Source organism: Tenggerimyces flavus, assembly GCF_016907715.1.
Taxonomy (GTDB): Bacteria; Actinomycetota; Actinomycetes; order Propionibacteriales; family Actinopolymorphaceae; genus Tenggerimyces; species Tenggerimyces flavus.
This window is the reverse complement of the sequence record NZ_JAFBCM010000001.1, coordinates 7,310,761-7,334,955: the sequence shown is the minus strand read 5'-3', so window position 1 is coordinate 7,334,955 and position 24,195 is coordinate 7,310,761. Positions and strand designations below refer to the sequence as shown.

21 protein-coding genes and 3 pseudogenes are annotated in these 24,195 nt (G+C 67.3%); 10 read left to right on the top strand and 14 right to left on the bottom strand.

The window, feature by feature from the left end:
* Positions 1–885 precede the first annotated feature (885 nt).
* Positions 886–1,278: an STAS domain-containing protein gene (locus tag JOD67_RS34070; protein ID WP_239554175.1), complete on the bottom strand. Its 393-nt coding sequence runs from the start codon at positions 1,276–1,278 to the stop codon at positions 886–888.
* Between the two features lie 104 nt (positions 1,279–1,382).
* On the opposite strand from JOD67_RS34070, the gene JOD67_RS34065 reads away from it, so the two are divergent.
* From JOD67_RS34065 to JOD67_RS34055, 3 genes are read left to right on the top strand one after another with little or no spacing between them, the layout of a single operon-like run.
* The gene (locus JOD67_RS34065; RefSeq protein WP_205121788.1) at positions 1,383–2,090 is read left to right on the top strand and encodes a response regulator; all 708 of its coding nucleotides are present in this window, start codon (positions 1,383–1,385) and stop codon (positions 2,088–2,090) included.
* Positions 2,087–3,448, top strand: coding sequence for a HAMP domain-containing sensor histidine kinase (locus JOD67_RS34060; protein ID WP_205121787.1), 1,362 nt, complete (start codon positions 2,087–2,089; stop codon positions 3,446–3,448). Before JOD67_RS34065 ends, JOD67_RS34060 begins: the two co-directional genes overlap by 4 nt.
* Complete coding sequence (locus tag JOD67_RS34055; RefSeq protein ID WP_205121786.1) at positions 3,445–4,044, top strand: GerMN domain-containing protein; 600 nt, start codon at positions 3,445–3,447, stop codon at positions 4,042–4,044. Before JOD67_RS34060 ends, JOD67_RS34055 begins: the two co-directional genes overlap by 4 nt.
* Positions 4,045–4,143: 99 nt before the next feature.
* Here the strand turns inward: JOD67_RS34055 and JOD67_RS42550 are convergent.
* The 3 genes and pseudogenes from JOD67_RS42550 to JOD67_RS34040 form a co-directional block, all read right to left on the bottom strand.
* Positions 4,144–4,536, bottom strand: a pseudogene (locus tag JOD67_RS42550) (ANTAR domain-containing protein); the annotation flags it as partial.
* Positions 4,537–4,721: 185 nt separating this feature from the next.
* A complete protein-coding gene (locus JOD67_RS34045) occupies positions 4,722–5,486 on the bottom strand; it encodes a GAF and ANTAR domain-containing protein (RefSeq protein ID WP_205121784.1) in 765 nt (254 codons plus the stop codon).
* A 45-nt stretch (positions 5,487–5,531) separates the two neighbouring features.
* A complete protein-coding gene (locus JOD67_RS34040) occupies positions 5,532–6,341 on the bottom strand; it encodes a GAF and ANTAR domain-containing protein (protein ID WP_205121783.1) in 810 nt (269 codons plus the stop codon).
* A gap of 410 nt (positions 6,342–6,751) precedes the next feature.
* On the opposite strand from JOD67_RS34040, the pseudogene JOD67_RS40705 reads away from it, so the two are divergent.
* Positions 6,752–7,393, top strand: a pseudogene (locus JOD67_RS40705) (dimethylsulfonioproprionate lyase family protein).
* A gap of 97 nt (positions 7,394–7,490) precedes the next feature.
* Here JOD67_RS40705 and JOD67_RS34025 read toward each other — a convergent pair.
* The 3 genes and pseudogenes from JOD67_RS34025 to JOD67_RS34015 form a co-directional block, all read right to left on the bottom strand.
* Positions 7,491–7,647: pseudogene (locus JOD67_RS34025) on the bottom strand (ATP-binding protein); the annotation flags it as partial.
* A gap of 963 nt (positions 7,648–8,610) precedes the next feature.
* A complete protein-coding gene (locus tag JOD67_RS34020) occupies positions 8,611–10,434 on the bottom strand; it encodes a helix-turn-helix domain-containing protein (RefSeq protein ID WP_205121780.1) in 1,824 nt (607 codons plus the stop codon).
* 4 nt (positions 10,435–10,438) lie between these two features.
* Positions 10,439–11,521, bottom strand: coding sequence for an MFS transporter (locus JOD67_RS34015; RefSeq protein WP_205121779.1), 1,083 nt, complete (start codon positions 11,519–11,521; stop codon positions 10,439–10,441).
* 18 nt (positions 11,522–11,539) lie between these two features.
* Here JOD67_RS34015 and JOD67_RS34010 point away from each other — a divergent pair, with 18 nt between their 5' ends.
* From JOD67_RS34010 to JOD67_RS33985, 6 genes are all read left to right on the top strand, one after another.
* Positions 11,540–11,830, top strand: coding sequence for a transposase (locus tag JOD67_RS34010; protein ID WP_205121778.1), 291 nt, complete (start codon positions 11,540–11,542; stop codon positions 11,828–11,830).
* On the top strand, positions 11,827–12,381 hold the full coding sequence (locus JOD67_RS34005) for an IS3 family transposase (protein WP_307782650.1): 555 nt from the start codon (positions 11,827–11,829) through the stop codon (positions 12,379–12,381). The genes JOD67_RS34010 and JOD67_RS34005 overlap by 4 nt, the downstream gene beginning before the upstream one ends.
* A 100-nt stretch (positions 12,382–12,481) precedes the next feature.
* On the top strand, positions 12,482–13,660 hold the full coding sequence (locus tag JOD67_RS34000) for a tyrosine-type recombinase/integrase (RefSeq protein ID WP_307782644.1): 1,179 nt from the start codon (positions 12,482–12,484) through the stop codon (positions 13,658–13,660).
* Complete coding sequence (locus JOD67_RS33995) at positions 13,660–14,625, top strand: tyrosine-type recombinase/integrase (protein WP_205121606.1); 966 nt, start codon at positions 13,660–13,662, stop codon at positions 14,623–14,625. Before JOD67_RS34000 ends, JOD67_RS33995 begins: the two co-directional genes overlap by 1 nt.
* A complete protein-coding gene (locus tag JOD67_RS33990; RefSeq protein ID WP_205121605.1) occupies positions 14,622–15,611 on the top strand; it encodes a tyrosine-type recombinase/integrase in 990 nt (329 codons plus the stop codon). The genes JOD67_RS33995 and JOD67_RS33990 overlap by 4 nt, the downstream gene beginning before the upstream one ends.
* An 85-nt stretch (positions 15,612–15,696) precedes the next feature.
* Complete coding sequence (locus JOD67_RS33985; RefSeq protein ID WP_239554174.1) at positions 15,697–16,212, top strand: DDE-type integrase/transposase/recombinase; 516 nt, start codon at positions 15,697–15,699, stop codon at positions 16,210–16,212.
* On the opposite strand, the gene JOD67_RS33980 is transcribed toward JOD67_RS33985, so the two are convergent.
* The 7 genes from JOD67_RS33980 to JOD67_RS33950 form a co-directional block, all read right to left on the bottom strand.
* Positions 16,169–16,480 (bottom strand): MFS transporter, encoded by a 312-nt coding sequence (locus JOD67_RS33980; protein ID WP_205121777.1) that lies wholly within the window; start codon positions 16,478–16,480, stop codon positions 16,169–16,171. The two genes, JOD67_RS33985 and JOD67_RS33980, sit on opposite strands and share 44 nt — an antisense overlap.
* Before the next feature lie 90 nt (positions 16,481–16,570).
* Positions 16,571–17,335, bottom strand: coding sequence for a 3-hydroxybutyrate dehydrogenase (locus JOD67_RS33975; protein ID WP_205121776.1), 765 nt, complete (start codon positions 17,333–17,335; stop codon positions 16,571–16,573).
* A gap of 720 nt (positions 17,336–18,055) precedes the next feature.
* Positions 18,056–19,633, bottom strand: a complete 1,578-nt coding sequence (locus JOD67_RS33970) for a protein kinase domain-containing protein (RefSeq protein ID WP_275577206.1) — start codon at positions 19,631–19,633, stop codon at positions 18,056–18,058.
* A 1,556-nt stretch (positions 19,634–21,189) separates the two neighbouring features.
* Positions 21,190–21,657 (bottom strand): hypothetical protein, encoded by a 468-nt coding sequence (locus tag JOD67_RS33965; protein ID WP_205121774.1) that lies wholly within the window; start codon positions 21,655–21,657, stop codon positions 21,190–21,192.
* Between the two features lie 248 nt (positions 21,658–21,905).
* Positions 21,906–22,961 (bottom strand): S1C family serine protease, encoded by a 1,056-nt coding sequence (locus tag JOD67_RS33960; protein ID WP_205121773.1) that lies wholly within the window; start codon positions 22,959–22,961, stop codon positions 21,906–21,908.
* A 171-nt stretch (positions 22,962–23,132) separates the two neighbouring features.
* Entirely contained in the window at positions 23,133–23,528 is a 396-nt protein-coding gene (locus JOD67_RS33955; protein ID WP_205121772.1) for an SPW repeat domain-containing protein, read from the bottom strand.
* 39 nt (positions 23,529–23,567) lie between these two features.
* The gene (locus JOD67_RS33950) at positions 23,568–24,152 is read right to left on the bottom strand and encodes a vitamin K epoxide reductase family protein (RefSeq protein ID WP_205121771.1); all 585 of its coding nucleotides are present in this window, start codon (positions 24,150–24,152) and stop codon (positions 23,568–23,570) included.
* Between the last annotated feature and the right edge of the window lie 43 nt (positions 24,153–24,195).

Here is a 24,195-nt window from a genome sequence, read left to right as displayed (position 1 = left end):
ACCAGCGATTGCGACGTCGTGTCTGAGGATGCGGTAGCCGCATTGGCCGCATGGGGTGCGATCAGGTGGGCGACGCCTTCCACGCTGTCGAAGGTGAGATGACGTTGTCGTGGGTGGTGACGAAGAACGCCTTATTGTAGTCGTTGCCGCAGGCCTCGCAAGCGGGCATGGGTGTCCCCCTCTGGTGGAGCGAGGCGAGTTGGCGTCCTCACTTCATGGCACAGGTGCGCCGTACAAGGGCCATTGGTGGCGCAGTTTCGTGGCGGTCTCCGACGGAATCAAGGAGCTCGTCGCTCAACGCACAGGGCCCTCGCGAGTCGGCCACTCGGTTCGGGAGGGTCGCCAACCTCTCGCTTGAAAGGCTGCGGACCGCGCGGGGTGAGAAGGCGACCAGGTAGTCACCGGGCAGCGACTGGAAGTGGTCCATGTCCGAGTCACCATCGCTACCGGCGCAGCGCGGGGAGCCGGGCCGATCGAAGGCGCTGAGGACGAGAACGGGCGGGGAGACGCGGCAGGCGAGTTGGACCTGGCCGGACTTGTGCAAGTCGATGACAGTCAAGCTTGGACCGGGCAGAAGGTCGTTGCCCAGCTGTCGATTCATGAATCTGCACAGGACGTCCACAGAATCGGCAGCCGGGCATCGGACCGACAGGAGCTTCGCGGCAACCGTCTGGAGTTGTCTGTCGATGCTCGGGTGTGGGCACCGGATCGCCGGTTCGCCGATCAGCAGCCGAACCCGGTCGCGAGATCGCACCAGGAGACCGAGTCCATCGCCCCCTGACGTCACGCACACCGACCAGCCGAACCGGTCGATGACATCGCAAGCCGCGTGTGCTGTCGCCCTGGCTTCGCGTGCCGGATGGCTCCGCTCGACCTTCGCCAGCGTCATCCGGCATCCCTCATCTCGGTTCGCCCGTCGGCGGGCGAGGGCAGCTCGATCTCGAAGACGTGGTGCAGCCCTGTGCGTCGAAGTAGGTCCAACGTCCGCCTGTTGGGTGTCCTGAGGACCACTCCACCACCGCGGATCCTGCAGATCCTGTGAGTGCTCAGCAGAGCTGCGACGCAGGTCGACGACAGCTGTCGCAAGCCAGCGACGTCGACGACGATGTCGCGGACTCCGCTCATCAGGAGATGGCGTAGGTTCCACCGAAGGTCTGCCAGGTCCTCGACGTGCGCGTCGTCTGTGAGCTCGACGATCGCGCGGTCGCTGTGCGTCGTGTCAACAGACCGCCTCACTGCTCGGCTCCTCTCGCAGTTCCTTTCGACGAACCACCTCAACGCTGGCAGCGAGGGGTTGCGGTCGACACGCGGACTGTATTGCGATCGCGTGACGATGCAACCCCGCCCGCTGCTCCGGCTTCCGCCCTTGACAGCATGGGGGAGTGACGAATCGGCTGCTCATCGTCGAGGACGACGACCGGATCCGGGCCACCCTGCGTCTCGGGCTGGAGGACGAGGGTTACGTGATCGTCGAATCCGCGTCGGCGGAGTCGGCTCTCAAGGAGGTCGAGGACACACCTCCGGACGTCATGATCGTCGACCTGATGCTCAGTGGGATGGACGGTTTCGCCTGCATCCGTGAGGTTCGACGCCACCGCAACCTGCCGATCATCGTGGTCAGCGCCCGCACGGACTCGCACGACATCGTCGCCGGCCTCGAGGCAGGTGCGGACGACTACGTGACGAAACCCTTTCAGATCAAGGAGATTTCGGCCCGTTTGCGTGCTTTGCTCCGCCGCACCAGGCCGGCGATCGCCGACGAGTCTTCCGACGCTGAGATGGTCATCGACTCGGTTGGTCCTTCTGCCCTTGTCCTCTCGCATCGTGCCGGAACGGTGCGTCGCGGTGAGGACGACATCCACCTCACGTTGACGGAGTTTCGCCTGCTGAGCGAGCTCGCGAGCGTGCCCGGAAGGGTCGTCAGCCGTCGCAGTCTGCTGGAGACAGTGTGGGATCGTGACTACTTCGGCGACGAGCGGATCGTTGACGTTCACGTGCGACGCCTCCGAGCAAAGATCGAGCCGGATCCCGCACATCCGTGCCTCATCCTCACGGTACGAGGGCTCGGATATCGGCTCGACCGGCGATGAGACCACCGATTCTGGGCCTGCGCGGTCGGGTCATCCTCGCCTTCGGCGTCGGTGCCGCCGTCATCACGACGGCATTCGCCGCGTTGACGTACCTGCTCGCCCAGGGTTACCTCACCGAGCAACGCCATCGAATCGCCCTTCGACAGACGTTCACCGACGCGACCCTCGTCCGCGACCAGCTCCAGACGGCCGGAGTGAACGCCTCCGACGCTCTTGCCAAGCTCGCTCCTCCGACGACGACAACGATCGTCCTGCGCTGGCGAGGAGACTGGTATGCGACGTCGCTTGAGGGTGGTCGTGACGCCGTCCCGGCCCCGATCCGCGACCATGTGCGCAACGGCGACGTCATCACCCAGCGCGTACAGCAGGGTGAGGATCCCGACCTGATCATCGGGCTCCCGCTTCCGGCCGTGAACGCGGAGTTGTACGAGATCAGCTCCCTGCAAGAACTCGACGAGACGTTGCGGGTCCTGGGAACCGTCCTCGTCGTCGGAGCGCTCGTCGCGGCTCTCGGGGGTGGCGCCCTTGGCGTCTGGGCCAGCAGGTCGGTGATCCAGCCACTCGATCGCGTCGCGGCCACCGCCGCGCTGATCGCCGCCGGACAACTTGGAACCAGGCTTCCCGCGACCCGCGACCCCGGGCTCGCGACGATCGTCGGCTCCTTCAACAGCATGGTCGACACCCTGCAGCAACGACTCCAACGCGACGCCCGCCTCGCCGCAGACGTCAGCCACGAGCTCCGTTCGCCACTCACCACGCTCGTCGCCGCAGTCGAGGTGATGAACACCCGCCGCGACGAACTTCCCTCACGATCGCGTCGAGCCCTGACCCTGGTCACAGAGGAGCTCGGACGCTTCGAGCGGCTGCTGCAGAACCTCCTGGAGCTTGCACGAGCCGACGCCGGTCTCGACCCCTCCGCCATCGAAACGATCCCAGTGTCGGAGCTCGTCGAACACACCCTCGACGTGACCGCCCGACCCGTCGGGCTGCTGACGCAGCCGAAGGAACGGGCGACCGTCCGAGGCGACCGCGTCCGATTAGAACGAGTCCTCACGAATCTCCTCGACAACGCCGACCGCCATGGAGGCGGTGCCACCGGTGTCACCGTCGTCGCGACCGCGGAGCGCGTCCTCGTCACAGTCGAGGACGATGGGCCAGGTGTGCCCGAAGCCGACCGCGGACGGGTCTTCGAGCGCTTCGCGACCGGCGTCGCCCGGCAGTCCTCCTCCGGGACGGGACTTGGCCTCGCGCTGGCGGCCGAAACGGTGACCGCCCACGGCGGCACCATCTGGTGCACCACCAAGCCGTCCGGCACCGGGGCCAGGTTCACCTTCGCCCTGCCGCGAAGCGACGCATGACCACCCGGCGATCCATCTCGACCACGCTGCTGGTCGGCCTCTGCCTTGGTGGTCTGGCGGCGTGCGGTGTTTCGGTGGACGACGAGCCCCATGTCGTTCAGCCGACGGCGATACCTAACGGACTCCTGGATCGTTCGCCCTCCACACCGACGGTCTCACCCGCGATACCCGTCGGTCCTGCCACCACGTCGTACTTCCTCGAGGCGAACCGGCTCGTAGCGGTTCGACGCCCGGATCGGGATGGGACCGCACCCGGAAAGCTCCGCCGAGCGATCCATCACCTCCTGGCTGGTCCCACCGACAATGAGCAGGCACATGGCCTCAGCACAGCCATACCGTCCGACCTCGAGCTGACTGTGGTCTCACTCCGGGACGGTAGAGCAACCATCGACCTCACCGGAACCCTTCCCAACCCCCCGGCCCAGAACCTGACACTCGCAGTCGCCCAAATCGTGCTCACCGCGACCGCAGTCAGCGGTGTCGGAGAGGTCCAACTGACTCAGCAGGGCGAAACGATCGAAGCACCCCTCGTGGACGGATCCCTCACCGCGGAACCACTCACCGCCGCCAACTACCAGATGCTGCTCGCATCCTGAGAGCGAGCGAATAGACCCGTTTCCCTGCCCGCGACTACATAGTCCACGGTAATGGGCTCGGTGAGGAAGGAGCGAAATCAGGCCGCGCCTAGGCCAGGGCTAGTTTGGTGGGGTGAGGATGGCGTCGAGGTCGGCCGTGGCGGCGGTGCTGTCGGTGATGGCTCGGGCGAGGTCGGTGAGGCGTTGGTTGTGGGAGCGGGCGTGGGCCCGGAGGCGGGTGAACGCGGCGTCCATGGACAGTCCTCCGCGTTGGGCGAGGACGCCTTTGGCTTGTTCGATGACCACGCGGGTGTCGAGGGCGATCTGCAGTTGGGCGGTGAGTTCGTCGCGGTGCTCGCTTGCGCGGTGTTGCAGGATCGCGATGGTCGCGATGTCGGCCAGCGCCTGACCAAGTCCTAGATCGTCGTCGGCGAGCGCGCCTGGGTCGCTGCCCAGCAGCGTCAGCACTCCCACGACCTGGGTTCCCCGCCGTAGCGGGACCGCGTGCACGGACCGAAACCCGCACGCCGATCACCGTCGCTCGACGGATCTCACGCCGCGACCATGCCGCCCTCTACGTCGAACAATCCGAGGGCATGATCAGGCAGCGGCCTGCCGGACTCGCCAGGCAACTAGACACCCTGACGCCGCTACCCACGCCTTGCCCTGGCAGGCACGTGGTGGTGCGAGATCCTTGGTCAGTCGGAAATCGACGACGCAGCCCGGGGTACAGGTTGGGCAGCGAGGATCTCGTTCGCATCGAGGTCGCCGGTGGCGACGTCGCGGGCGATGTCGGACAGCAGTTGACTGTGGGCTTGGGCGTAGCGGCGGAGCGCAGTGTACGCCTGGTGCATGTCCAGGATACCGACTTCGGCGAGTACCCCCTTGGCTTGCTCGACCACGGTGCGGTGGTGGAGGGTCGCCTCGAGCAGTTCGTAGAGGATCTCGTCGCGACGAACAGCGCGTTGTTGCAGGATGCCGATGGTGGCGATGTCGGCTAACGCCTGACCGAGCGCGATGTCCGGCCCGTCGACGGCGACCGGGCGGGTGTTGAGCAGAGTCAGCGACCCGATGACCTCGTCCCGCAGCCTCATCGGCACCGCACACGCCGCGCGGAATCCGGCGTCGACAGCTGCCGGGACGAACTGTGGCCAGCGGTCGGAGTCGGCGACCAGATCGGCGCTCGCCACGACGGCGCCGGTGCGGGCTGCATCCAGGCAGGGTCCCTGCTGGGTTTGGGCGGCGAACACCTCGACCAGCGCCGCGTCCTCCGAGGACCCGGCGGCAGGGCGCCAACCGCCGCGCTGGTCGGACAAGATCACCCCGGCGGCGTCGACATCCAGCAGCTCCACTGTCCGCTCGGCGAGCAGGCTGAAGAAGTCGAGCACGTCGAACCGAGCCACGAGAGTGTCGGCCAGCAGGACAAAGGTGTCCGCCAGCCGCTGATCACGGGTAGTGCTCATCAAGACGACCTCCTGTACGGCACCCTTACCTCGTCGTGTGGGGCGTCATGGCCCCGCCCTACCGTCGACGTCACCGTCGGCCTCAGGGTCCAGAACGTCAGGGTCGCGGGTGAAGCGCAGTGCCCGGGCGACCACCTCCTTGGCCACTTCGGCCAGGGGACGGTCGTGGATGAAGGCGTGCCCGCGCAGCCGCATCAACGCCACGTTGGTCGACACCTTGAGCTGAACCTTCACCATCCCCACCGCCTGATGGATCTCGACGTGGGGATCGGCCAGCCAGCTCAGATCGGACGAGGCGTGCCCGTCCAACTCCTCCACCACCCCCTGGGTCGCGAGGTCGGCAAGAATCAACGCGTCGGTCAACTCCAGCCGTGTCAGCGGCCCAGGGACTTCACGGTACAGGTCCAGCGACCCCAACCTGACCACCCCGACCTGCAACGGGAACGAGAACACCGCCGCCGCACCCAACGCCCGCGCCGCCGCGGTGAACCCCGGCCACCGCGTACTCTCCGCACTCAGATCCGCCACCAGCACCGGCCCTCCAGACGCGAACGCGTCCAAACAAGGGCCCTCCCCCACAGTGAGCTGCAGATCCTCCAACCCTGCGCTGACCTCATTTGTCGCATACACCAACCCACGGGTCGGTTGCCCATCACCTTCCGGAAGGTGACTGAGCACCGTCGCACCCGCCCCGGTGACCGACAACTCGTCCACACTGACCGCGCACACCAGTCCCACAGCGGAAGCAGGCCCAGCCACAAGATCTCCGGTGCCGTTCCAGGCCCGCTGCATTGCGCGGTGCCGAGCGCGATCCGTGGCCAACAAGGCCACCAGGCGTGCACGGCGACTCTCCATGACCACCTCCGCCCTACCGTCATCCCAGCCTAAGCCCATCGGCCGAGTGGGTGCGGCGCTCGCGAGATGCGGAGTTTGTTCCCTGGACCAAGTCGCGAGCGGTCGAGGCGCCGCTCCGCCTCGCCTGGGATCCACGGCAACATGACCATCTGCAATCAGCGGCCGGCCTGACCACCTCCGAAATGCCCGGCCCGGCGTGTGACAGCCGCGGCCGATCGGGTTGGACTGGCGCACGCCCTCCTCGACCAGGAAGTCGAAGAATAGCCCGTACCGGCCGCTGCTGCAGCGTTGCGTGCGCCAACACCTCGCCAATAGGTGCCCCACCCACGCTCCGCCGGTTGGACTGAGAGGTGACCTGTAGACTGCATGGTGGGCGGACCGACCGGCGTTGCCGGGTGAGGAGTTCGCCCATGACCGTCGAGCCAGCGACCGACTTCCTGCGTGCCCTGAGCGTGCATCTGCGATCCGCCGACCGCTCCGGACCCGCGGCGGATGAGCTGCTCAAGTCCGCGATGCTGCTTTCTGTGCGGGAGAAGCATCTCACGTCCGCGGAAGCGCCGAACGCGCATCACTCGTTGCCGGTCTGCACCTTCTGGGACGACGCTCGCACCGCGGCCGGACGCGACGTGCCAGCGTTGGCCGGCCCTTTGGCCAGGCTCGCCGACCGGCTCGTCTGGATGCAGAACCCCAATTATCGGAGGTCTCCGCCGTCGCCAACGTTCCTCGACAACTACGGTTTCGCCGCTATCGTCGATCGGCCCGGCGGGGCGCCGTCGCTCGCGTACGACGATCGGGTAGCGGTCGGACTTCTCATGCTGGGGCCGAAGACCGAGTAGCCGCCGCACCACCATCCCGCCCTCGAGGACTACGTGTCGTTGACCGCCGCGGAATGGTGGACCAAGACATCCGGCTGGCAACCCGGGCCGGCGGGCAGCGTAAGGCACCATGGCACGTTCGTCGAGCACGCGATGCGGGCCGGCGACCAACCCCTCCTCGCGATCTATGTCTGGCGCGGGGAAGAGTTCATTCCGTCGACCTGGGCACCTCGGTGACGCAGGAAAGGCCCGACGATCCGCACGATCTTCGCCCAATCCTCCGCCCCCTTTGCTCGTTTGCCGCTGGTGGTGACACGTTCCTTACCAACACCCCGAGTTCCATGTAGCCGAGTTCGTCGATGCAGAGCAGGTCGACGCGGCCGTAGCGGGCGATCGTCTTGGTCAGGATCTTCTCGTCGGCGGCCTCGACGAGTTAGTTCACCAGCTTGGTGGCCAGGGTGTATTTGACCCCGGTAGCCGGCCATCGCGGCACAGACGTGCTCCCGCACCAGAAGGCACGTCATCCTCCCATACACAAGCCCTCAGGTCGAGCTCAAACTCACCGACAACAGACTCCCCACCAACAGGTGGAGCCGACGCTCACCGACTAGCGGAGCTGGAAGCCACGGTCAAAGCCGCCGCGTTATTGTGCTCGACCGAGGTCGGTTCCAGATCCGCAGCCATTCGATCGCCCGCTCGTCCGGCGTACGCCGGCGACCTTGCTCAGTTGGCTCGGTTAGCTCGAGCCGGATGCACCAAGCTTGACCCACGGGGCGGCGATGACTTGACGTAGAGCGCGACCGCGGGGTCTGAGGGTTCCCAACGTCAGAGGTCCCTGAGTCGACTCGTTACGAGGCGGGTCGACAGGCTGTACGCCAGCGGGCCGACTGTTCAACCGCAGAGGGGAGAGTGGCACGGGCTTGTTTGCGATCCGACGCGCTGAGTCGGAGACGCCGCTGGGGGTGCATGCGCTTGCGTTTGTGGCCCTCCTGGTGATAGCCACGTCGCTTGGTGTGGAAACGAGGCGGCGGGCCGCGAGTTCGCGGTTCCGGCCGAGTCTGAACGAGCAGCGCCCTCGTCGCTCAGCGGGGACTTCAACGCTGACACCGACATCGCTTTGATGAGTGGAACGGGCTTCGGACGCTGCCTGTCGCATCGGCCGAGGGAAGCGCGGGCGCGTTCAGCCGAACCCAACTCCGCCGCCGCCGAGTTCGCTTCTGGGCAGTTGGCTCGGCGTAAATATCACAATCAGCGAGACTTCAACAGCGACGGGCGCACGGATGGCGCCCTCACAGGTGCATGGACGCGCTGCTGGGTGGCAACCACGTCGACGGCCTGGTGGTCGTCTACCCGGAACGCCTTTCCCCTCGCGCCGCACTCCAGGCCGCTGTCGCCGAGCTGGAGCGCTGGCTGCGCTGACGGGCGCGCCGTGTCGCCGGCATCTGTGAACGAGTTCAGGCGTGCAGTTGCCGAAGGCGCAGCGCGAGCTGGATCTCCAGCGCGCGGTCCGGGGAGTGCCAGTCCTCGCCGAGCAGGGACGCGATCCGGTCCAGCCGTTGCACCACGGTGTTGACGTGGACGTGCAGCGAGTCCTTCGCCCGGGTCAGGTTCGTGCCGGAGTCGAAGTAGGCGCGCAGCGTGTCGATCAGGTCGGTGCCGCGACGCTCGTCGTAGTCGAGCACCGGCCCGAGGATCGCGCGGACGTAGCTCGCCAGATCGGTGCGGTCGCCGATCAGCTGACCGACGAAGCCGAGATCGGCCAGCGCCGCGCCGTGTCCGGCCCGGCCCAGTGCCAGCAGCGACCGGACGCATCGGGTGGCCTCGGCGGCGGCCGCCGCCAGTGCCGTCGGGCCGGCGGCTGGACCGGATGCGCCGACCGTCACCGGGGCGTCCACCGTTGCCGATAGCTCGGCCGACAGCTTGGTCGCCAGGGAGCTCGGAGCGCCGGCGGCCACTAGCATCACCACCTGCTCGGCGTGCAGGCCTACCAGTGCCGCGCACCGACGGCACGCCATCGCGAGTCGGCGACGTGACGCGCCATCCACGTGGGCGATCAGCACGGTGTACGGCGCGGCCAGGTCGATGCCCAACCGGCGACCTCGAGCGAGCAGCGCGGTTGGGTTGCGGCTTGGCGCGGTCAGCAGGTCGGTCAGCAGCTCGCCGCGCACTTCGTCCTCGGCGCGGGCCACCGATCGCCGCAGCAGGAGCAGAAGCGCTGTCACCACCGCAGCCCGCTCGAACAGTCGCCGGTCAGCGACGCCGAGCGCGCGGTGGCCTGTGAGTACGAGGCACCCGAGCGGCTCCGGGCCGGCGAGCACCGCGCACACCCAGTCGGTGCCGGCCGGGACCGCCCGGCCCGACGACCGTGATCTCGCGATCGCGGCCTCGGGTGGTGGGAGCGGCTCGGTGCCGACGCGTGCCAGCTCGGTGCCGGACTCGTCGAACAAGACCAGACCGCCGCCGAGCACCGCGGCCATCTCGCCGGCCACCGCTACAAGGTCGCCACCGCGCAGCACCAGCTGCATCAGCCGATCGTGGGTGTCCTCGCCGCGGTGCATCTCCTCGTTCGCCCGGCGGGTCTCGGCGAGCAGCTGCGCGTTGTCGATGGCGACCGCCGCGTGGTCGGCGAGCGACGACAGCAGCGCCACCTCCTCGACGGTGAAGTCGCGCCGGGCTCGGTCGGCCGCGAACAGCACACCGATCACCTTGCTGCCCAGCGACATCGGCACGCCCAGGATGCCGACCATGCGCTCCGCCCTCACCGCTTCGTCGATCGGCCGGGTGTGGGCGAACCGCTCGTCGTGCAGGTAGTCGGCGCTGGCGTAGGGGTGCGCGGTCTGCGCGACCAGGCCGCCGAGCCCATCGCCGTGCCCGATGCGCAACCGTGTCAGCAGCGAGGACACCGAGCCGTCGGTGACCCGCATGTATGTGCTGCCTGCCTCCTCGTCATTCATGCTCAGGTAGGACAGATCGGCGCGCAGCAGCATCCGCGCGCGTCGCACGATCGAGCGCAGCACCTCGTCGAGGTCGCGCAGCTTGGACAGGTCCCGCGCGGTGTCGAACAGTGCCGTGAGCTCGGCCTCGCGGCGGCGGTGCTCGGTGAGGGTGTGCCGGATCCGCAACGCGACCTCGACGGCTGCCTCGACCTCCGCCGACGTGTGCCCGGCAGCCCGCGCCGCCACCGCCACCTGCGCCAGTTGCTCGCCGCTCGCACCGTCGGCGAGTAGGTCGAGCAGCTGGCGCAGCACACCGGAGGTGCCGAGGTCCACGCAGGTCATGCTTTCACTGTTGCCCCGGGGCGGGAACCGCGGCGACCACGTCAGGGTCCTCCTCAAGCGACGACCCGCGGGTCTCCCTCGCGACGACCACGGCGACCACCGTGATCAGGCACATCGCCGCAAGGTAAAGCGACACCGGCAGCGTGCTGTCCCACGAGTCGAGCAGCGCGACCGCGATCAGCGGCGCCACCGCGCCGGCCCCGATCGACGCAAGCTGGTAGCCGATCGACGCGCCCGAGTAGCGCACCCGGGTGCCGAACAGCTCCGAGAAGAACGCCGCCTGCGGGCCGTACATTGCACCGTGCAGAACCAGGCCGACGGTCGTCGCCAGCACGATGACGCCGAATGACCGCGTGTCCAGCAGCGCGAAGAACACGAAGCCCCACACCCCCATCCCAGCAGCGCCGAACAGGTACACCGCCCGCCGGCCGACCACGTCGGAGAGCAGGCCCCACAGCGGGATCGTGACGAGGTGGACGCCCGAAGCGATCAGCACGGCGGTCAGCCCGGCGGAGCGGTCCAGGTCCAGTATCTGGGTGAGATACACGAGGATGAACGCGGTGATCACGTAGTACGACACGTTCTCGGCCATCCGGGCTCCCATGGCGATCAGCACCGAACGCCAGCTGTGCTTGAACACCTGCACGATCGGCGCCTTCTCAGCCGCACCGCGCTCCTCGGCCTTGCGCGCGGCCGCCAGGAACACCGGCGACTCGGCCACCGCGAGCCGGATCCACAGGCCGACCACGACGAGCACCGCGGACAGCAGGAAAGGGATCCGCCAGCCCCAGGACAGGAAGGCCTCGTCGGATTGCACGGCGGCGAGGACGGCGAGCACCGCGGTCGCCAGCAGGTTTCCGCCGGGTGCGCCGGCCTGCGGGAACGATGCCCAAAACCCGCGACGCTTCGTGCCGCCGTGCTCGGAAACGATCAGCACCGCGCCGCCCCACTCGCCGCCGAGGGCGAAGCCCTGCACCAGCCGCAGGAACGTCAGCAGCAGCGGTGCCGCGACGCCGATCATCGCGTAGGGCGGCAGCAGGCCGATGCCGAACGTCGATATGAGGTTCCCCCCGGACCGTAGAGGCATCAGCTATAAGGGGTAGCGATGTCTGAGAAGCGGAAGAAGTACGACCGGGAGTTTCGTGAGGGTGCGGTCCGGATCGTCGAGGAGACCGGGAAGCCGATCGCTCAGGTGGCCCGTGACCTGGGCGTGAACGAGGGCACCCTGGGCTACTGGGTGAACCGGGCTCGGGCAGCGGTCGAGGGCACCAGGGGGTTGTCGAAGGACGACCGTGAGGAGCTCAACCGGCTACGCGCGGAGAATGCGGAGCTCCGGATGGAGCGTGATGTCCTCAAGCGATCCGTGGTCCTGTGGGTCAAGGAGGCGACGAAGTGAGCGTGGCACGCTTCATCGCCGACCAGAGGACCAGCTATCGGGTGCCGCACACCATCACCTGCGTCCTGCTCGGTGTCAGCCTTGCCTGGTTCTACAAGTGGCTGGGCCGAGCCGAAGCACCCGGTGCGGCGGCCGGGTTGCACACACCGCGGGACCGGCGCCGCGACACCATCGACCGTGCGGTCGCGGTCGCGTTCAAGAAGGCTCGTGGCCTGCACGGCTCGCCCCGGTTGCACGCCGACCTGGTCGACGACGGCTGGAAGGTCAGCGAGAAGACGGTGGCGGACTCGATGCGCCGCCAAGGGCTGGTCGCGCGCCGGATCCGGCGCGCGAACGGGTTGACCCGGCAGGACAAGACCGCCCCGGTGTTCCCCGACCTGCTCAAGCGGGACTTCACCGCGTCGCGTCCGAACGCCCGCTGGGTGGGCGACATCTCATGCCGATGTCGGCATGAGATGTCCTATGCCGACCTTCGGAATATGCCGACGTCGCTGGCGATGACGCAGGTCAGCGGCGGTGTTGAGGTTCGGCAGGTCGGCATAGTCGCGTAGCCCGGTTGACCCTTCAGACACGGAGTGTCTGGAGGTGATGTCCGTGACGAAGAGATCGTCAACTGCCCGGTCGTATCCAGTTCGGATCCCACGGGTTGCGGTGGGTCCCTTGGCGCCAACGGTGCTGGGCGAGTGCTCGGCATGGTCGGCCGCACAGGGGTACTCGCTGGGTTCAGCAGCCGGGATCGGCAACCTGCTGGAGCGGCTGAGCATGTGGATGGAGGAAGTCGGCGCCGGTGTCGATGACCTCGACGAGGACGTGCTCGCCGAGTTCGTCGCAGCTGAACTCTCCCGAGAACTTCCCTGCGCCAGCGTGCAGCGCTGGACGGGCACGATGAGCCGGTTCTTGGCGTCCGCTGGCTATCTGGGCGCAGCCAGGAAGAGGCCGGATCAACTCACGCCGGTCCAGGCCGCGGCGGAGGACTGGCGTTCCTGGATGCGTGAACAGCGTGGTCTGACCGACAAGACCATCGTGGCCTACTGTCATTACGCGGCCAGCCTCCTGGACGAGATGACCGCCACTGACGGGTCGGTGGAATGGGACCGGCTCGACGCGGCCATCGTCAACTCCTACATCGCCGAACGCGGCCGACCCTATGGTGTCGTAGCTCGTGCTCACATCGTCGGATCGGTCCGCTGTCTACTGCGGTGGGCGTTGTCCACCGGCCGCCTCAACCGCGACCTGACCGGCGGCATCCTCAAGCCTGCTGGGACGCGACGTTCAGTGCCGCGAGGGGTGGACGCCGAGCAGGTCGCAGGCTTGCTTGCCGTGTGCGATCCGGCCACGGCCATCGGGACACGGGACCGGGCCGTCGTCGTGACCTTGGTGCGGCTGGGCCTGCGCGCTGGTGAAGCCGCCCGTCTCAGGCTCGACGACATCGACTGGGCCAGCGGACTCCTGAAGGTCACCGGCAAGGGCCGCGAGCACACGCTGCCGCTCCCGGTCGACGTGGGCCAGGCGCTGGAAGCGTGGCTGCGACTACGACCACCCGCGCTGGACAGGGCGGTGTTTGTGCGGCTGAGGGCACCGCGCCAGATGATGACGGTCGCGGGGCTCTCGGGGATCATCGCGCGACTGTCAGACCTGGCCGGGATCGATCAGATCCGCGCGCACCGGCTGAGGCACACCGCCGCGATGGACGTCTTGGCTGCGGGTGGCTCCTTGACCGAAGCCAAGGAGCTTCTGGGCCACGTCTACACCGTCACCACGATGACCTACGCAAAGGTCGACCTGGTGTCGCTGCGCGAGCTGGTCGTCCCGTTCGGGCAGGTGCCCTGATGACGACGCCGACAACCCCGACGACGCCGACGTTGCGTGAGCGACTCGACGAGTACTTGGTGATGCGCCGGGCGCTGGGGTTCCAGCTGGGCGATCTCGAACGGCAGGTCGGCCTGTTCTGCACTTGGCTCGAAGCACGCGGCCAGAGGCAGACCTTCACCATCGACGACGCCGTGACGTGGGCCCGGCTCAATCCCGACGCGCACCCCTCGTGGTGGGCGACCCGCCTGTCGTTGGTCCGCCGCTTTGCCGGCTACCTGAACGCTAACGGTGTCGACGTCCCGGTCATCCCCAGCGGGCTACTGCCGGCCAGGAAGCCCAGGGCGGTTCCCTTCATCTACACCCAGAACGATATCGATGCGTTGCTCGTCGCCTGCGACATCGAGTTCACCGACGAGCGGATCGCCGCGACCCTCCGCACCGTTATCGGTCTACTCACCGCCACTGGCCTGCGGATCAGCGAAGCGCTGAACCTGGGAGTCGATGACATCGACCCCGACAACGACGTGTTAGTGATCAAGGCTGCCAAGTCTCACGAGCGGCTCGTTCCGGTCCACCCGTCGACATCGACCGCGCTGCAGCAGTACATCGCTCTCCCTGCCCGCACAGCCACCCAGCCCGATCCCCACGGGCCGGTCTTCGTGACCTCCCAGGGGACCGGCTACGCCTACGTGTCCTTCCAGTCCATGTTCAAACGAGTCAGGGAGGCTGCCGGGCTCACCCCGCGCGCCAGGGCACGCCCCCGCCTGCACGACCTGAGACACACCTTTGCCACCGCGCACATGACCGCGGCCTACGCCCACGGTGGGGATCCCGACCGGGTCCTGTCGCTGCTCACCACCTGGCTCGGGCACTCCGATGCCGCCCACACCTACTGGTACCTGACCGCGACCGGCGAGCTCATGGCCCTTGCCGCCGGGATGCTCGAACCCGACGAGCAGGGTGACGGAGGAGAACCGTCATGAACGCTCTGGCCGCCAGTCTGCAGGCATACTTCACGACCTTCGCGCACACCCAGCGCGACCTGTCCGCCAACACGATCACGTCCTACCGCGACACGTGGCGGCTGCTGCTGAAGCACCTGACTGCGACGCTCGGGGTTCCTGCGGACGCACTCGACTTCGACGCCATCACCGCAACGAACGTCGCCGGGTTCCTCGACCACCTCGAACACGAGCGTGGCAACAGCGCCAGGACACGCAACGCCCGACTGACTGCGATCCGCTCCGTGCTCGCCCGGGCACTGCCCGACCATCCCGAGCACGCCGCCACGATCACCCAAGTCCTCGCGATCCCACCCAAACGCACAACCAGGGCTGTCATCGAGTTCCTCACCACCGACGAGGTCGACACACTCCTCGCCGCACCCGACGCCACGAATTGGACCGGGCGACGCGACCACGCCCTGCTGGCCCTGACAGTGCAGACCGGTCTACGGATCAGCGAGATCTGCTCCCTGACCGTCGACGACGTCCACCTCGGCGCAGGCCCCCACGTTGCCTGCACCGGCAAAGGGCGACGCCAACGCGTCACCCCGCTGACCCGAGCAGCCGTGGCCATCATGACCACTTACCTCGCAGAACGGATCAACCGCCCCGGCACTGCGCTGTTCTGCGGTCCCCACGGGCAACCCTTGTCCCGCGACGCGCTCGAGCACCGGCTCGCCAAACACCTCATCACCGCAACGACGACCTGCCCGAGCCTCGCCGGCAAGCACGTCACGATGCACACACTGCGGCACACCGCGGCGATGAACCTCCTCGCCGCCGGAGTCGACGTCTCCGTCATCGCGCTCTGGCTCGGACACGCCGACACCCACAGCACCGACGCCTACCTCCACGCCGACATGGCCATCAAACAGGCCGCCATCGACCGAACCAGGCCACCCGACGTGAGACCCGGCACCTACCAGCCTGAGCCCGACATCCTCGCCTGGCTCACGGCCCTCTGACTATGCCGACCTCCCCAGCCCCGAAGCCCCACCGGCACGCACCGTCGCCCGCGACGTCGGCATAAACCGAAGGTCGGCATAGGACATGACCGAGATCCCCACCGGCCCCGATGGCCGTGGTCCGAAGCTGTACCTGGCGACCGTGATCGACCTGTACTCCCGTCGCCTGCTCGGCACCGCCACCGGGCTCCGCCTCGACGCCGAGCTGGCCCGGGCGGCGATCACGATGGCCGTAACGACGCGCGGCGGGAAGGACGCAATCTGGCGGGAGGAGGAGGCCGACCGGGTCGTCTTCCACACCGACCGCGGCTCGACCTACACCGCACACGCGTTCACCAGACTGTGCCGGCAACTCGGCATCCGCCAGTCCATGGGCCGGGTCGGGTCGTGCTTCGACAACGCCGCCGCCGAGGCGTTCTTCTCCTCCCTGGAGTGGGAAGTTCTGTCACGACACGACTTCGAGACCACCCGCCAAGCCCAGACCGCTGTGCTGGACTGGTGCTACGGGTTCTACAACCACCACCGCCGACACAGCTCGGCCGACATGATGAGCCCGATCAACTACGAGAACACCACGGCCCCCAACCGGGAAGCCGCATAGAGAACCCTCCACGATTCGGGGGGAACCACAATATCCCCATCAGCACCAGGCTGATCACGAGTAGCTTCTTGCGGCCGACCTTGTCGCCGAAGTGCCCGAACACCAGCCCGCCGATGGGCCGGGCGGCGAACCCGATGGCATAGGTGGTGAACGCCAGCAGGGTGCCGGTGAGCGGGTCGGCGTTCGGGAAGAACAGGGTGTTGAACACCAGCGCCGCCGCGGCACCGTAGAGGAAGAAGTCGTACCACTCGATGGTCGTGCCGATCATGCTGGCGGCCACGATCCGCGCCAGCGACCGCTTCGACGGGGATGGGGAACTCACAAGATCACCGCACTTCCTTGGGCTCGGACATCGGATTCAGTTCGCGGTCCATCCGCCGTCCAGCGCCACCGACGCCCCCGTGAGCGCTCCCGCGTGCGGACCGCAGAGCCAGCGGACGAGTTCGGCGACCTCCGCCGGCTCGACCAACCGCTTGATGGCTGGACGGTCGAGCAGGATCCGCTCGACCACCTGGTCGACCGGCAGGTCGTGGGCGACCGCCTGCGCCGCGATCTGGCTCTCGACGAGCGGCGTGCGCACGTACCCCGGGCTGACGCAGTTGCTGGTCACCCCGTACGCGGCCCCCTCGAGCGCCGCGACCTTGGACAGCCCTTCGAGGCCGTGCTTGGCGGCCACGTACGCGGACTTGAACGCACTCGCCCGCCGCCCGTGCGCACTGGACACGTTCACGATGCGGCCCCACCCCCGGGAGTACATGTGCGGCAGGCACCGGCGAATCAGCAGGAACGGAGCGGTCACCATCACCCGCTGGATCAGCGTGAACGTCGCCGGCGGGAACTCGTGCAGTGGCGCGACGTGCTGGAGGCCGGCGTTGTTGACCAGGACGTCGACCTCAGCCGGCAGCTTGTCGATCGCGTCGCCGTCGGCCAGGTCCACGACGTGCGCCCACCCGCCGACGTCGTCCGCCACCCGCTCGGCCGCCGCGGCATCCCGGTCGACCACGTGCACCTTCGCCCCGGCGGCGGCCAACGCCTGCACGCAGGCCGCACCGATGCCGCCACCACCGCCGGTGACAAGTGCGATGCGCCCGTCGAGCTCGGTGTGGCCTGGACCACCGTTCATGCGGAGAACGTTAGGGTCCGGGTGCCGTCACAGCCATATGTCGATGAGCCATAGCGGACCAGAGAACCATGTAGGTTTCAGCCAGTGGCGTCGCTTGTTCTGAAATCCTGAGGCTCATCCGAAATCGAGAAGTGGGTGGGAGCAACCGGCGCCGGCCAAGCATCGACGCATTACGGGGTTGCCCGTGCGTGGGACAGTCCGATTAACGGCGGATGCGAGCCTTGGCATCGGTTGGTTGGCGCTCGGGGTGATGCGGCCTTCAAAGGTGATCGCGAAGGCATTGAGCGCCTGTTTCCCGATCGACCAGATGTCGCCTAGGCCGCACAACGCCAAATCTGTTGACCCGTCCGTCGGGAGCTAAGTTGGCTAACTTGGCTGGTTGCGGGTCGCGTGGGCTGCCTGCTCGAGCAGCTTGGTCACCACGACCAGTGACCGACCCGCGTCCACCGCTGCGACGTACCTCAGGTCGACAAGACGATGATCTGGCGAAGGTTCCCTACCAGTAGGCGCAGCGGTACGTATCGCGAGATCAGCAACATCCAAACCAAGTTCGACTTCGGCCAGAACCGCATCTGTCCATACGACCAGGCATACCGGGCGACCTCCACGGCTTGCAGGCCCTGAGCAGCTGGCTCGCGTACTCCTCCCGCACTCGCTCCACTCCCAGCGCTCGTCTGCGCCGCTCGGCCTCGACATGCTCCGAACCAGTCACTGGATCCATCATCGGCGAACACTCGGCGAAGGCTCGAGAGGTTTCTCGGTTGGCGCCGACGACGGCGTCGATTCGCTCGACTCGCTGGGCTCCGGATCCGGCTCTGGCTCCGGTTCTGAGGGCTCGGGGCTCGGCGACGGTGTCCCGGGATCGGGATCGTTCGGTGTGGGGGGCGGGTTCGTCGGGACTGGCTTGGGTTCTCTCGGTGTAGGTGCCAAAGTCGGAGCCGGTGTGGGAGCCGGTGGGGATGTCTCGGGACTCGGGCGGCTGGGCTCCGGGCTTGGTTCGTCGCTGGGTGGGGACGGTTCAGGCGTCGACGGCTGTTGTACGTCGACGTCATTGGCGCCACCCCTGGCCCCCACCTTGGCGCCAGCCTCGGCCGCCGGCGTTGTGTCGGCGCCAGTCTTGTCGGGCTGAAGGGGAGGTTTCGGGCTGCCGGTCTGATCTGGCATCGATTCCCCCGGCAACGTTCCCGTTCCCTGAGGCGAGCCCAATTCCGGCCAGTTGACGAGCAGGAAGGCTCCTCCGGCAAGGGCGAGTGCGGCGGCGGCCGCGGCGACAGCTGCTGTGACGGCGTAGGTCCGGGCTGGCGCACGGCGCCCGCGCTCGACCGTCGCGACGGTCCCGGCCGTATCAACGGCCTCTAGTAGCTCCATGGCCTGTGGTGACTTCGTGGCCGGCGGATTGTTGAGCGCGGACTCGATGTCGGCCCGCATCTGCGCCGCGGTCTGGTACCGCTCGTCGGGATCTTTGGACAATGCACGAAGGACGATCGCCGCGTACAGCTCCGGTACCGTCGGATCGATCGCCCGCGGCGACAGCGCCTCCTCCTGAACGTGTTGGTACGCCACCCCGAGGGCGGAGCCGACAAAAGGTGGCCGAGCGGTGAGGAGCTCATACAGCAGGCACCCGGTCGAGTACACATCGCTCCGGCAATCGACAGGAATGCCGAGAGCCTGTTCCGGCGAGAGATAACGCGCAGTGCCGAGGATCTGATCGGTCTTGGTCAGATTCGCCGCGGTGTCCGAGTCCGACATCGCCAGAGCGATGCCGAAGTCCATGACCTTCACCAGGCCCTCGTGGGTGACCATCACGTTGCCCGGCTTCACATCGCGATGCACGATGCCGGCCCGGTGGCTGTAATCCAACGCGTCGAGGATCGTCGCGGCGATGTCCATCGCGCGGTCTGACGTGAGACGCTGACCGTCGCGAAGCAGCTCGCTGAGAGCGTCGCCGGTCACGTACTCCATCACCAGATAGGGCAGCTCGGCTCCGTCGATCGTGTCGACGCCGGCATCGTAGACGTCGACGATGTGGGGGTGCTTCAGTCGTGCGACCGAGCGAGCCTCTCTACGAAGCCGCTCGGGAAAGGTCGGATCCGAGGCGAGGTCCGCGCGCAGCACCTTTACAGCGACGACGCGACCGAGCCGCCGGTCGTGCGCCCGCCACACATCGGCCATCCCGCCATGGCCGACTATCGCCTCAAGGTCGTACCGCCCATTCAGTCGCTCATGTGCCACGCCGGTAGACTTCCATGTCTGAGTGCCTCGAAACCCCTGCCCACATGAGAAACTTGCCTCCGCCATCGCGCTAGCCTCAGCTGAGGATCAGCCCGCACTGGGCTCAGCCTCATGCACGCGTGACCGTACGACGTGACCGCGGCATGAGGAATTCAGACATCGTCATCACATCTCGGCGCCGATGAGCGGGTCGTGGGATCGTCCCCATCGCCGGCTATCCGTCGGATTGACGGCGTCTCTCAGACCGTGACGGTGAAGGTTTGATGACGAGTTCCCGGCTGGTTCGGTCCGTTGTGTAACTCCCAGCTTCGTGGGTAGCGAAACGCCAAGCCACGAAGGAAAGGGCCAGGAAGGAAAGGGCCACGACGATTGTGGCACTCATACGAGTGGCGCCTGAGCGCCTCGACGCCAGGACGGGCCGACCGTTCTGGTCGACGGGCCTCGCGTTTCGTGGGTTGGTCGTACGGAACTGGTCTGATGCGTACCTCACCTGCGCCAGCGGCACGCTTAGCCTCGGGCTTTGGGGTGGTGTGATGTGAACGCGTATCGGGTGGTGTGGCGGAAGGTCGTCTCGAGCTTTGTAGCGTTCGGAGCCTTCCTGGCATTGGTGACGTGGTCGTTCGGCGGGTCGCTGGGGGTCTTCGTGGTCGTCACAGTGGGCGGCGTCGTGGTGACGGCTGGTGTCGAGGCTGCGGAGATCCCTTTACGTGCGCGGCGTGAGTTCGTGCGGAACGTGGCGACCAAGTCGCTTGCGGCGGGCGCGGTCGCGGTGGGTCTCGCTGGATACGTTGCGCTTGTTGGTGGTACCGCGCTGCTCGCGGCGTTGATCGTCTTCGCCTCGGCGCCGTTCGCGATCACGCTCTACGTCCGCTGCTACCGTCGCCGCGTGCCGCCGACGCGTGTTGCCTCGAATCAACTGGAACGGCCGGATCGATCCGATGAGCGACAGGAACAGGTGCCCTCTCACACGACTGATCTACCGGCGCCTGGTCGCCGACCTGCATCTACCGACCGAGCTCGGTTGCTGCCGCCCGGTCCCGAACCAGGTGGTCTTGACGATGCACAACTCTGCCTGGAGTGGCGGCGCAGCTTCCGTGTGCTCGAGCGATCCGTTCGCGCGGACCGGCTCCGCGTCGTCGAGCTCCGACAGCGCTACCTCGACGAGTTGGAACGTCGCCATCCAGCAAAGTTCCGCCGATGGCTCGAGTCTGGAGCGCGTGCCGCCGGAGATCCAAGCCGGTTCCTCGGCGAAGGATCCGGGGGGTCCAGGCCACGGCATAGCTAGGTGTCCAAGTACAGGAGATCACCATTGAATGAGGAGTCCTGTAGCGATCCGCCTGGTCCACGATGATGACGCAACCGGAGATCCAGACCCGTCGCGATGGACGCGATGCTCGTGATTGCGTGACAGTGCGAGCGGGGAAGCGAACTGGACCAGGAGCGAGACTACCGCTCCGACTAGGAACGCCGCGGCGATGCGTGCCCGCCCTCTTTGGCCTCAACGTGAGATCCGTCCTATGAACTCACCCTGGAACAGCCGTTCTGCCTGCACGAACTGTTGCCCGCTCAGGGCGTTCCCGCGCGGGTTACAGGAACGCCCACAACTCACCTATCCCGCATTGTCATGTCGGTGAAGATCCTGGGATGGGGACGTCGGCGTAGGCGCGTTCGTGTTCGACGACGAGGACCGGAACGGTGATGGGAGCGGCGCGAGTGAAGGTGAAGGTGACGTCGACGACGAAGCCGGCCCGCACTGGCTCGCCGCGGAGTGTGGCTGTGGCTGGTGTTCGACCCAGGGTGGTGGCGACTCCGAGGTTGGCCGCCTCCCGGGAGGCCAGCGGCAGGGGTTTCGGTGTGAGCTCGACCTGTCCGCCGACCATAGTGACGCCGGTGAGGGCGTCGTCGGAGGTGCCTTCGTTGAGGATGGTGGTGAGCAGGGTGCCGTGTCCGTCGCGGCCGGAGACAGCGACGATGTTCCGCAGTGCCAGTTCGCCGGTGTTGCGCGCGATGCCTTGTCCGGTGCCGTACTCCACCGCCGACGTCGGAACCGACGGCCCACATTTGCCAAGGAACGGCAGCGTGGCAGCCATCACTGCGACCAAGAAGAACAGGCCGACGAGAGCTGCGGGACGAGACGTGCTCCGTCGGGGATCTACCGTCACTGCGGCGGGCGCTCCTGGCCTGATATCCGTGGTTTCGTCAACCTGTGATGGACCATGATCCGACGCTCTTGAGTCATCGCGCTCCGGGCGTTGTTCGTGGTCTCGTTCGTGGCTGACGGTATGGCGGCGCTGCCTGTTCGTCAGGTTCCGCAGATATGTGCGGCGGGTGGGACCAGTCATGTGGGGAGCTCCCCGAAGGTGACCTTCAGTTGGCGGGTGTCGCCGCCGCGGTGGACGTGCATGGTCGCGGTGTCTCCGGGGTCGAAGTCACGAAGTGCGCCGAGGAGGCCACCGACGGAGTCGACTTTGGTGTCGGCGACAGCGGTGATGACGTCGCCGGTGCGCATTCCTGCGGTGGCGGCGGGGCTGTTCTTCGCGACGTCCATGACGATGGCGCCGGCGTCGACGTCCAGGGCGAGCGCTTCGACAACCTGCGGTGTCAGTGGGCCGGCGGCGACGCCTAGGTAGGCGTGCTGTGCGGTGCCGTCGGCGAGGAGTTCGTCGACGGTGTCGGTGACAGTGGGGGCGGGGATGGCGAAACCCAGCGAGACGGCGCCGGCGGCTGGGGGAATGTAGGCGTCGTTGATCCCCACGATCTTGCCCTCGGTATTGAGGAGGGCACCGCCGGAGTTGCCGGGGGAGATGGCGGCGTCGGTTTGGATCAGGTCGACAAGCGCGGGCGCGCCTTGTGCGGCGCCGGGAATGTTGCGGCCAAGGCCGGAGACGATGCCGGCGGTGACGCTGTTCTCGAAGCCGAGCGGGCTGCCGATCGCCACCACGAGTTCACCGCGAGGAGGCAGCGTGGCGGCGAAGGATGCCGCGGGCAAGTCCCGGCGATCGGCCTGGATCACTGCCAGGTCGGTCGGTTCGTCGGTGGCTAAGACGGTTCCAGGGGTCCGAGTGCCGTCGGCCAGGCCCAGTTCCACCTTTCTCGCGTCGCGTACGACGTGGGCGTTGGTGACCACCACGCCGGCGTCGTTGTAGACCACGCCACTGCCCAACCCTTCCCCGGCGAACACCGTCACTACCGACGGCTCCACCCGGGCCACCAGCTCCGGCAGCCGACCGAACAACCCTCCTCCGCTGGTGTCGCCGTCCGGGTCCGCGCTGGTTCCGTGCATCGATGGCGAGGGGGTCGGCTTCTCCACAGGCCCGCCGGGCTCATCGGTGCATCCCGCCGTCCACCCGAGCACTCCGAGCATGACGCCGAGCATGACGCTCGCGGCCGTCATGCCACTGGATTGGACCTGGTCAGAGGTCCTGATCGTCCGTCGCCTCACCTGCCACCACCTCTGCGTCAACCCGCGTCGACTTGTCTGCGCGGCTATCCCTGGCGCCGGCCGCATCGATGACCGGATTCCTCTCCCATACTGGCGAGATACGCGCCGCTCCTGACTGCGTCGTCATTCAACGGCTCCTTCCTGCGAACGCCGCGGGATGGCTTTCCAGCCGCCGCCGTAGCGGCTCAGATCCGCGCGACGGCCCGACGCCGTAAGCAGGACGACCGCGACGCCCGCGACAAGGCCGTTGACCACCGCGTCCCCTGGGTGGGGCAGCAGCCACGGCGCTGCCAGGAGCCAGAGTCCCGGAACGAGATTGAACCACCGCAGAGCACGGGTGATTCTGAACGCGGAGAGGAATCCGGCCGCCACGATGATCGGTCCCACCGTACGGAAGCTGTCCGCGGCACCGCCGAAGTCCGTGGCACGGTCGAAGGCGAAGCCAAGCAGAGACGGTGCCGCCATCAGCTCAACACCGATGGCTGGTACCACCACGCTTACAACGACGTTGCGCCACATCTCAGGGGTCCACTCCCGTCGGTTGTCAGCAGTCGGTTGTCAGGTCTGGCTCATCGTGTGGCTCGGCCTGGCGGACCGCGTTCCCCAGAACGCCCGCCAGGTTGACTCGCCGCGAGCGTGGACGCCGCGCAGATACTGCAGGCTGGCCAGTACCTCGTCGACTGCGGGCGCGATCATAGCCAGGGAGACCGCGGCCGAGGCAAGGCACAACGTGCAGTAGGCGCCGTAGAGGACAGGCTGGGCGATCACTAGCAGGATGCTGACCGCACCGAGCGGACCGACCGCGATCCCGAAGACGATGACGATCCAAGGCATCGTCCGCCACCGGGCACGGCCCCCGAAGACGCCGCTGACGGCGTCGAGAAGGTAGGCGGCGGCGCCGAGAGCGGCGTCGGATACCGGCAGCACCCGCGACAGCGAGGAGTCCAGGACGGTGCGGCTTCCGTCCCCGAAGAACGGTTCCCACACGTCGCCGACCAGTCCGTACTGGTAGGCCGTCAGGTAACTCGCGATCGCGAACCCGACCATCGCCAACGCGACGATCGGCAGACGTTGACGCCATGATGATGGGTTGGCCGCCCAACCGGGAGGAACGGCGCCGTAGGGCGGGATGGCAGAGGTCATCAGCTCTCGCCTCGCGTCTCGCACCTCACGTTATGCCTCACGT

Bases quoted from the DNA above. Each gene is read 5' to 3' on its own strand.
- JOD67_RS34060 (WP_205121787.1), top strand. From the start codon at position 2,087: ATGAGACCACCGATTCTGGGCCTGCGCGGTCGGGTCATCCTCGCCTTC.
- JOD67_RS34055 (WP_205121786.1), top strand. From the start codon at position 3,445: ATGACCACCCGGCGATCCATCTCGACCACGCTGCTGGTCGGCCTCTGC.
- JOD67_RS34045 (WP_205121784.1), bottom strand. From the start codon at position 5,486: ATGAGCACTACCCGTGATCAGCGGCTGGCGGACACCTTTGTCCTGCTG.
- JOD67_RS34040 (WP_205121783.1), bottom strand. From the start codon at position 6,341: ATGGAGAGTCGCCGTGCACGCCTGGTGGCCTTGTTGGCCACGGATCGC.
- JOD67_RS34020 (WP_205121780.1), bottom strand. From the start codon at position 10,434: ATGACCTGCGTGGACCTCGGCACCTCCGGTGTGCTGCGCCAGCTGCTC.
- JOD67_RS34015 (WP_205121779.1), bottom strand. From the start codon at position 11,521: ATGCCTCTACGGTCCGGGGGGAACCTCATATCGACGTTCGGCATCGGC.
- JOD67_RS34010 (WP_205121778.1), top strand. From the start codon at position 11,540: ATGTCTGAGAAGCGGAAGAAGTACGACCGGGAGTTTCGTGAGGGTGCG.
- JOD67_RS33995 (WP_205121606.1), top strand. From the start codon at position 13,660: ATGACGACGCCGACAACCCCGACGACGCCGACGTTGCGTGAGCGACTC.
- JOD67_RS33990 (WP_205121605.1), top strand. From the start codon at position 14,622: ATGAACGCTCTGGCCGCCAGTCTGCAGGCATACTTCACGACCTTCGCG.
- JOD67_RS33985 (WP_239554174.1), top strand. From the start codon at position 15,697: ATGACCGAGATCCCCACCGGCCCCGATGGCCGTGGTCCGAAGCTGTAC.
- JOD67_RS33980 (WP_205121777.1), bottom strand. From the start codon at position 16,480: ATGATCGGCACGACCATCGAGTGGTACGACTTCTTCCTCTACGGTGCC.
- JOD67_RS33975 (WP_205121776.1), bottom strand. From the start codon at position 17,335: ATGAACGGTGGTCCAGGCCACACCGAGCTCGACGGGCGCATCGCACTT.
- JOD67_RS33970 (WP_275577206.1), bottom strand. From the start codon at position 19,633: ATGGCGGAGGCAAGTTTCTCATGTGGGCAGGGGTTTCGAGGCACTCAG.
- JOD67_RS33965 (WP_205121774.1), bottom strand. From the start codon at position 21,657: ATGGCTGCCACGCTGCCGTTCCTTGGCAAATGTGGGCCGTCGGTTCCG.
- JOD67_RS33960 (WP_205121773.1), bottom strand. From the start codon at position 22,961: ATGACGGCCGCGAGCGTCATGCTCGGCGTCATGCTCGGAGTGCTCGGG.
- JOD67_RS33955 (WP_205121772.1), bottom strand. From the start codon at position 23,528: ATGTGGCGCAACGTCGTTGTAAGCGTGGTGGTACCAGCCATCGGTGTT.
- JOD67_RS33950 (WP_205121771.1), bottom strand. From the start codon at position 24,152: ATGACCTCTGCCATCCCGCCCTACGGCGCCGTTCCTCCCGGTTGGGCG.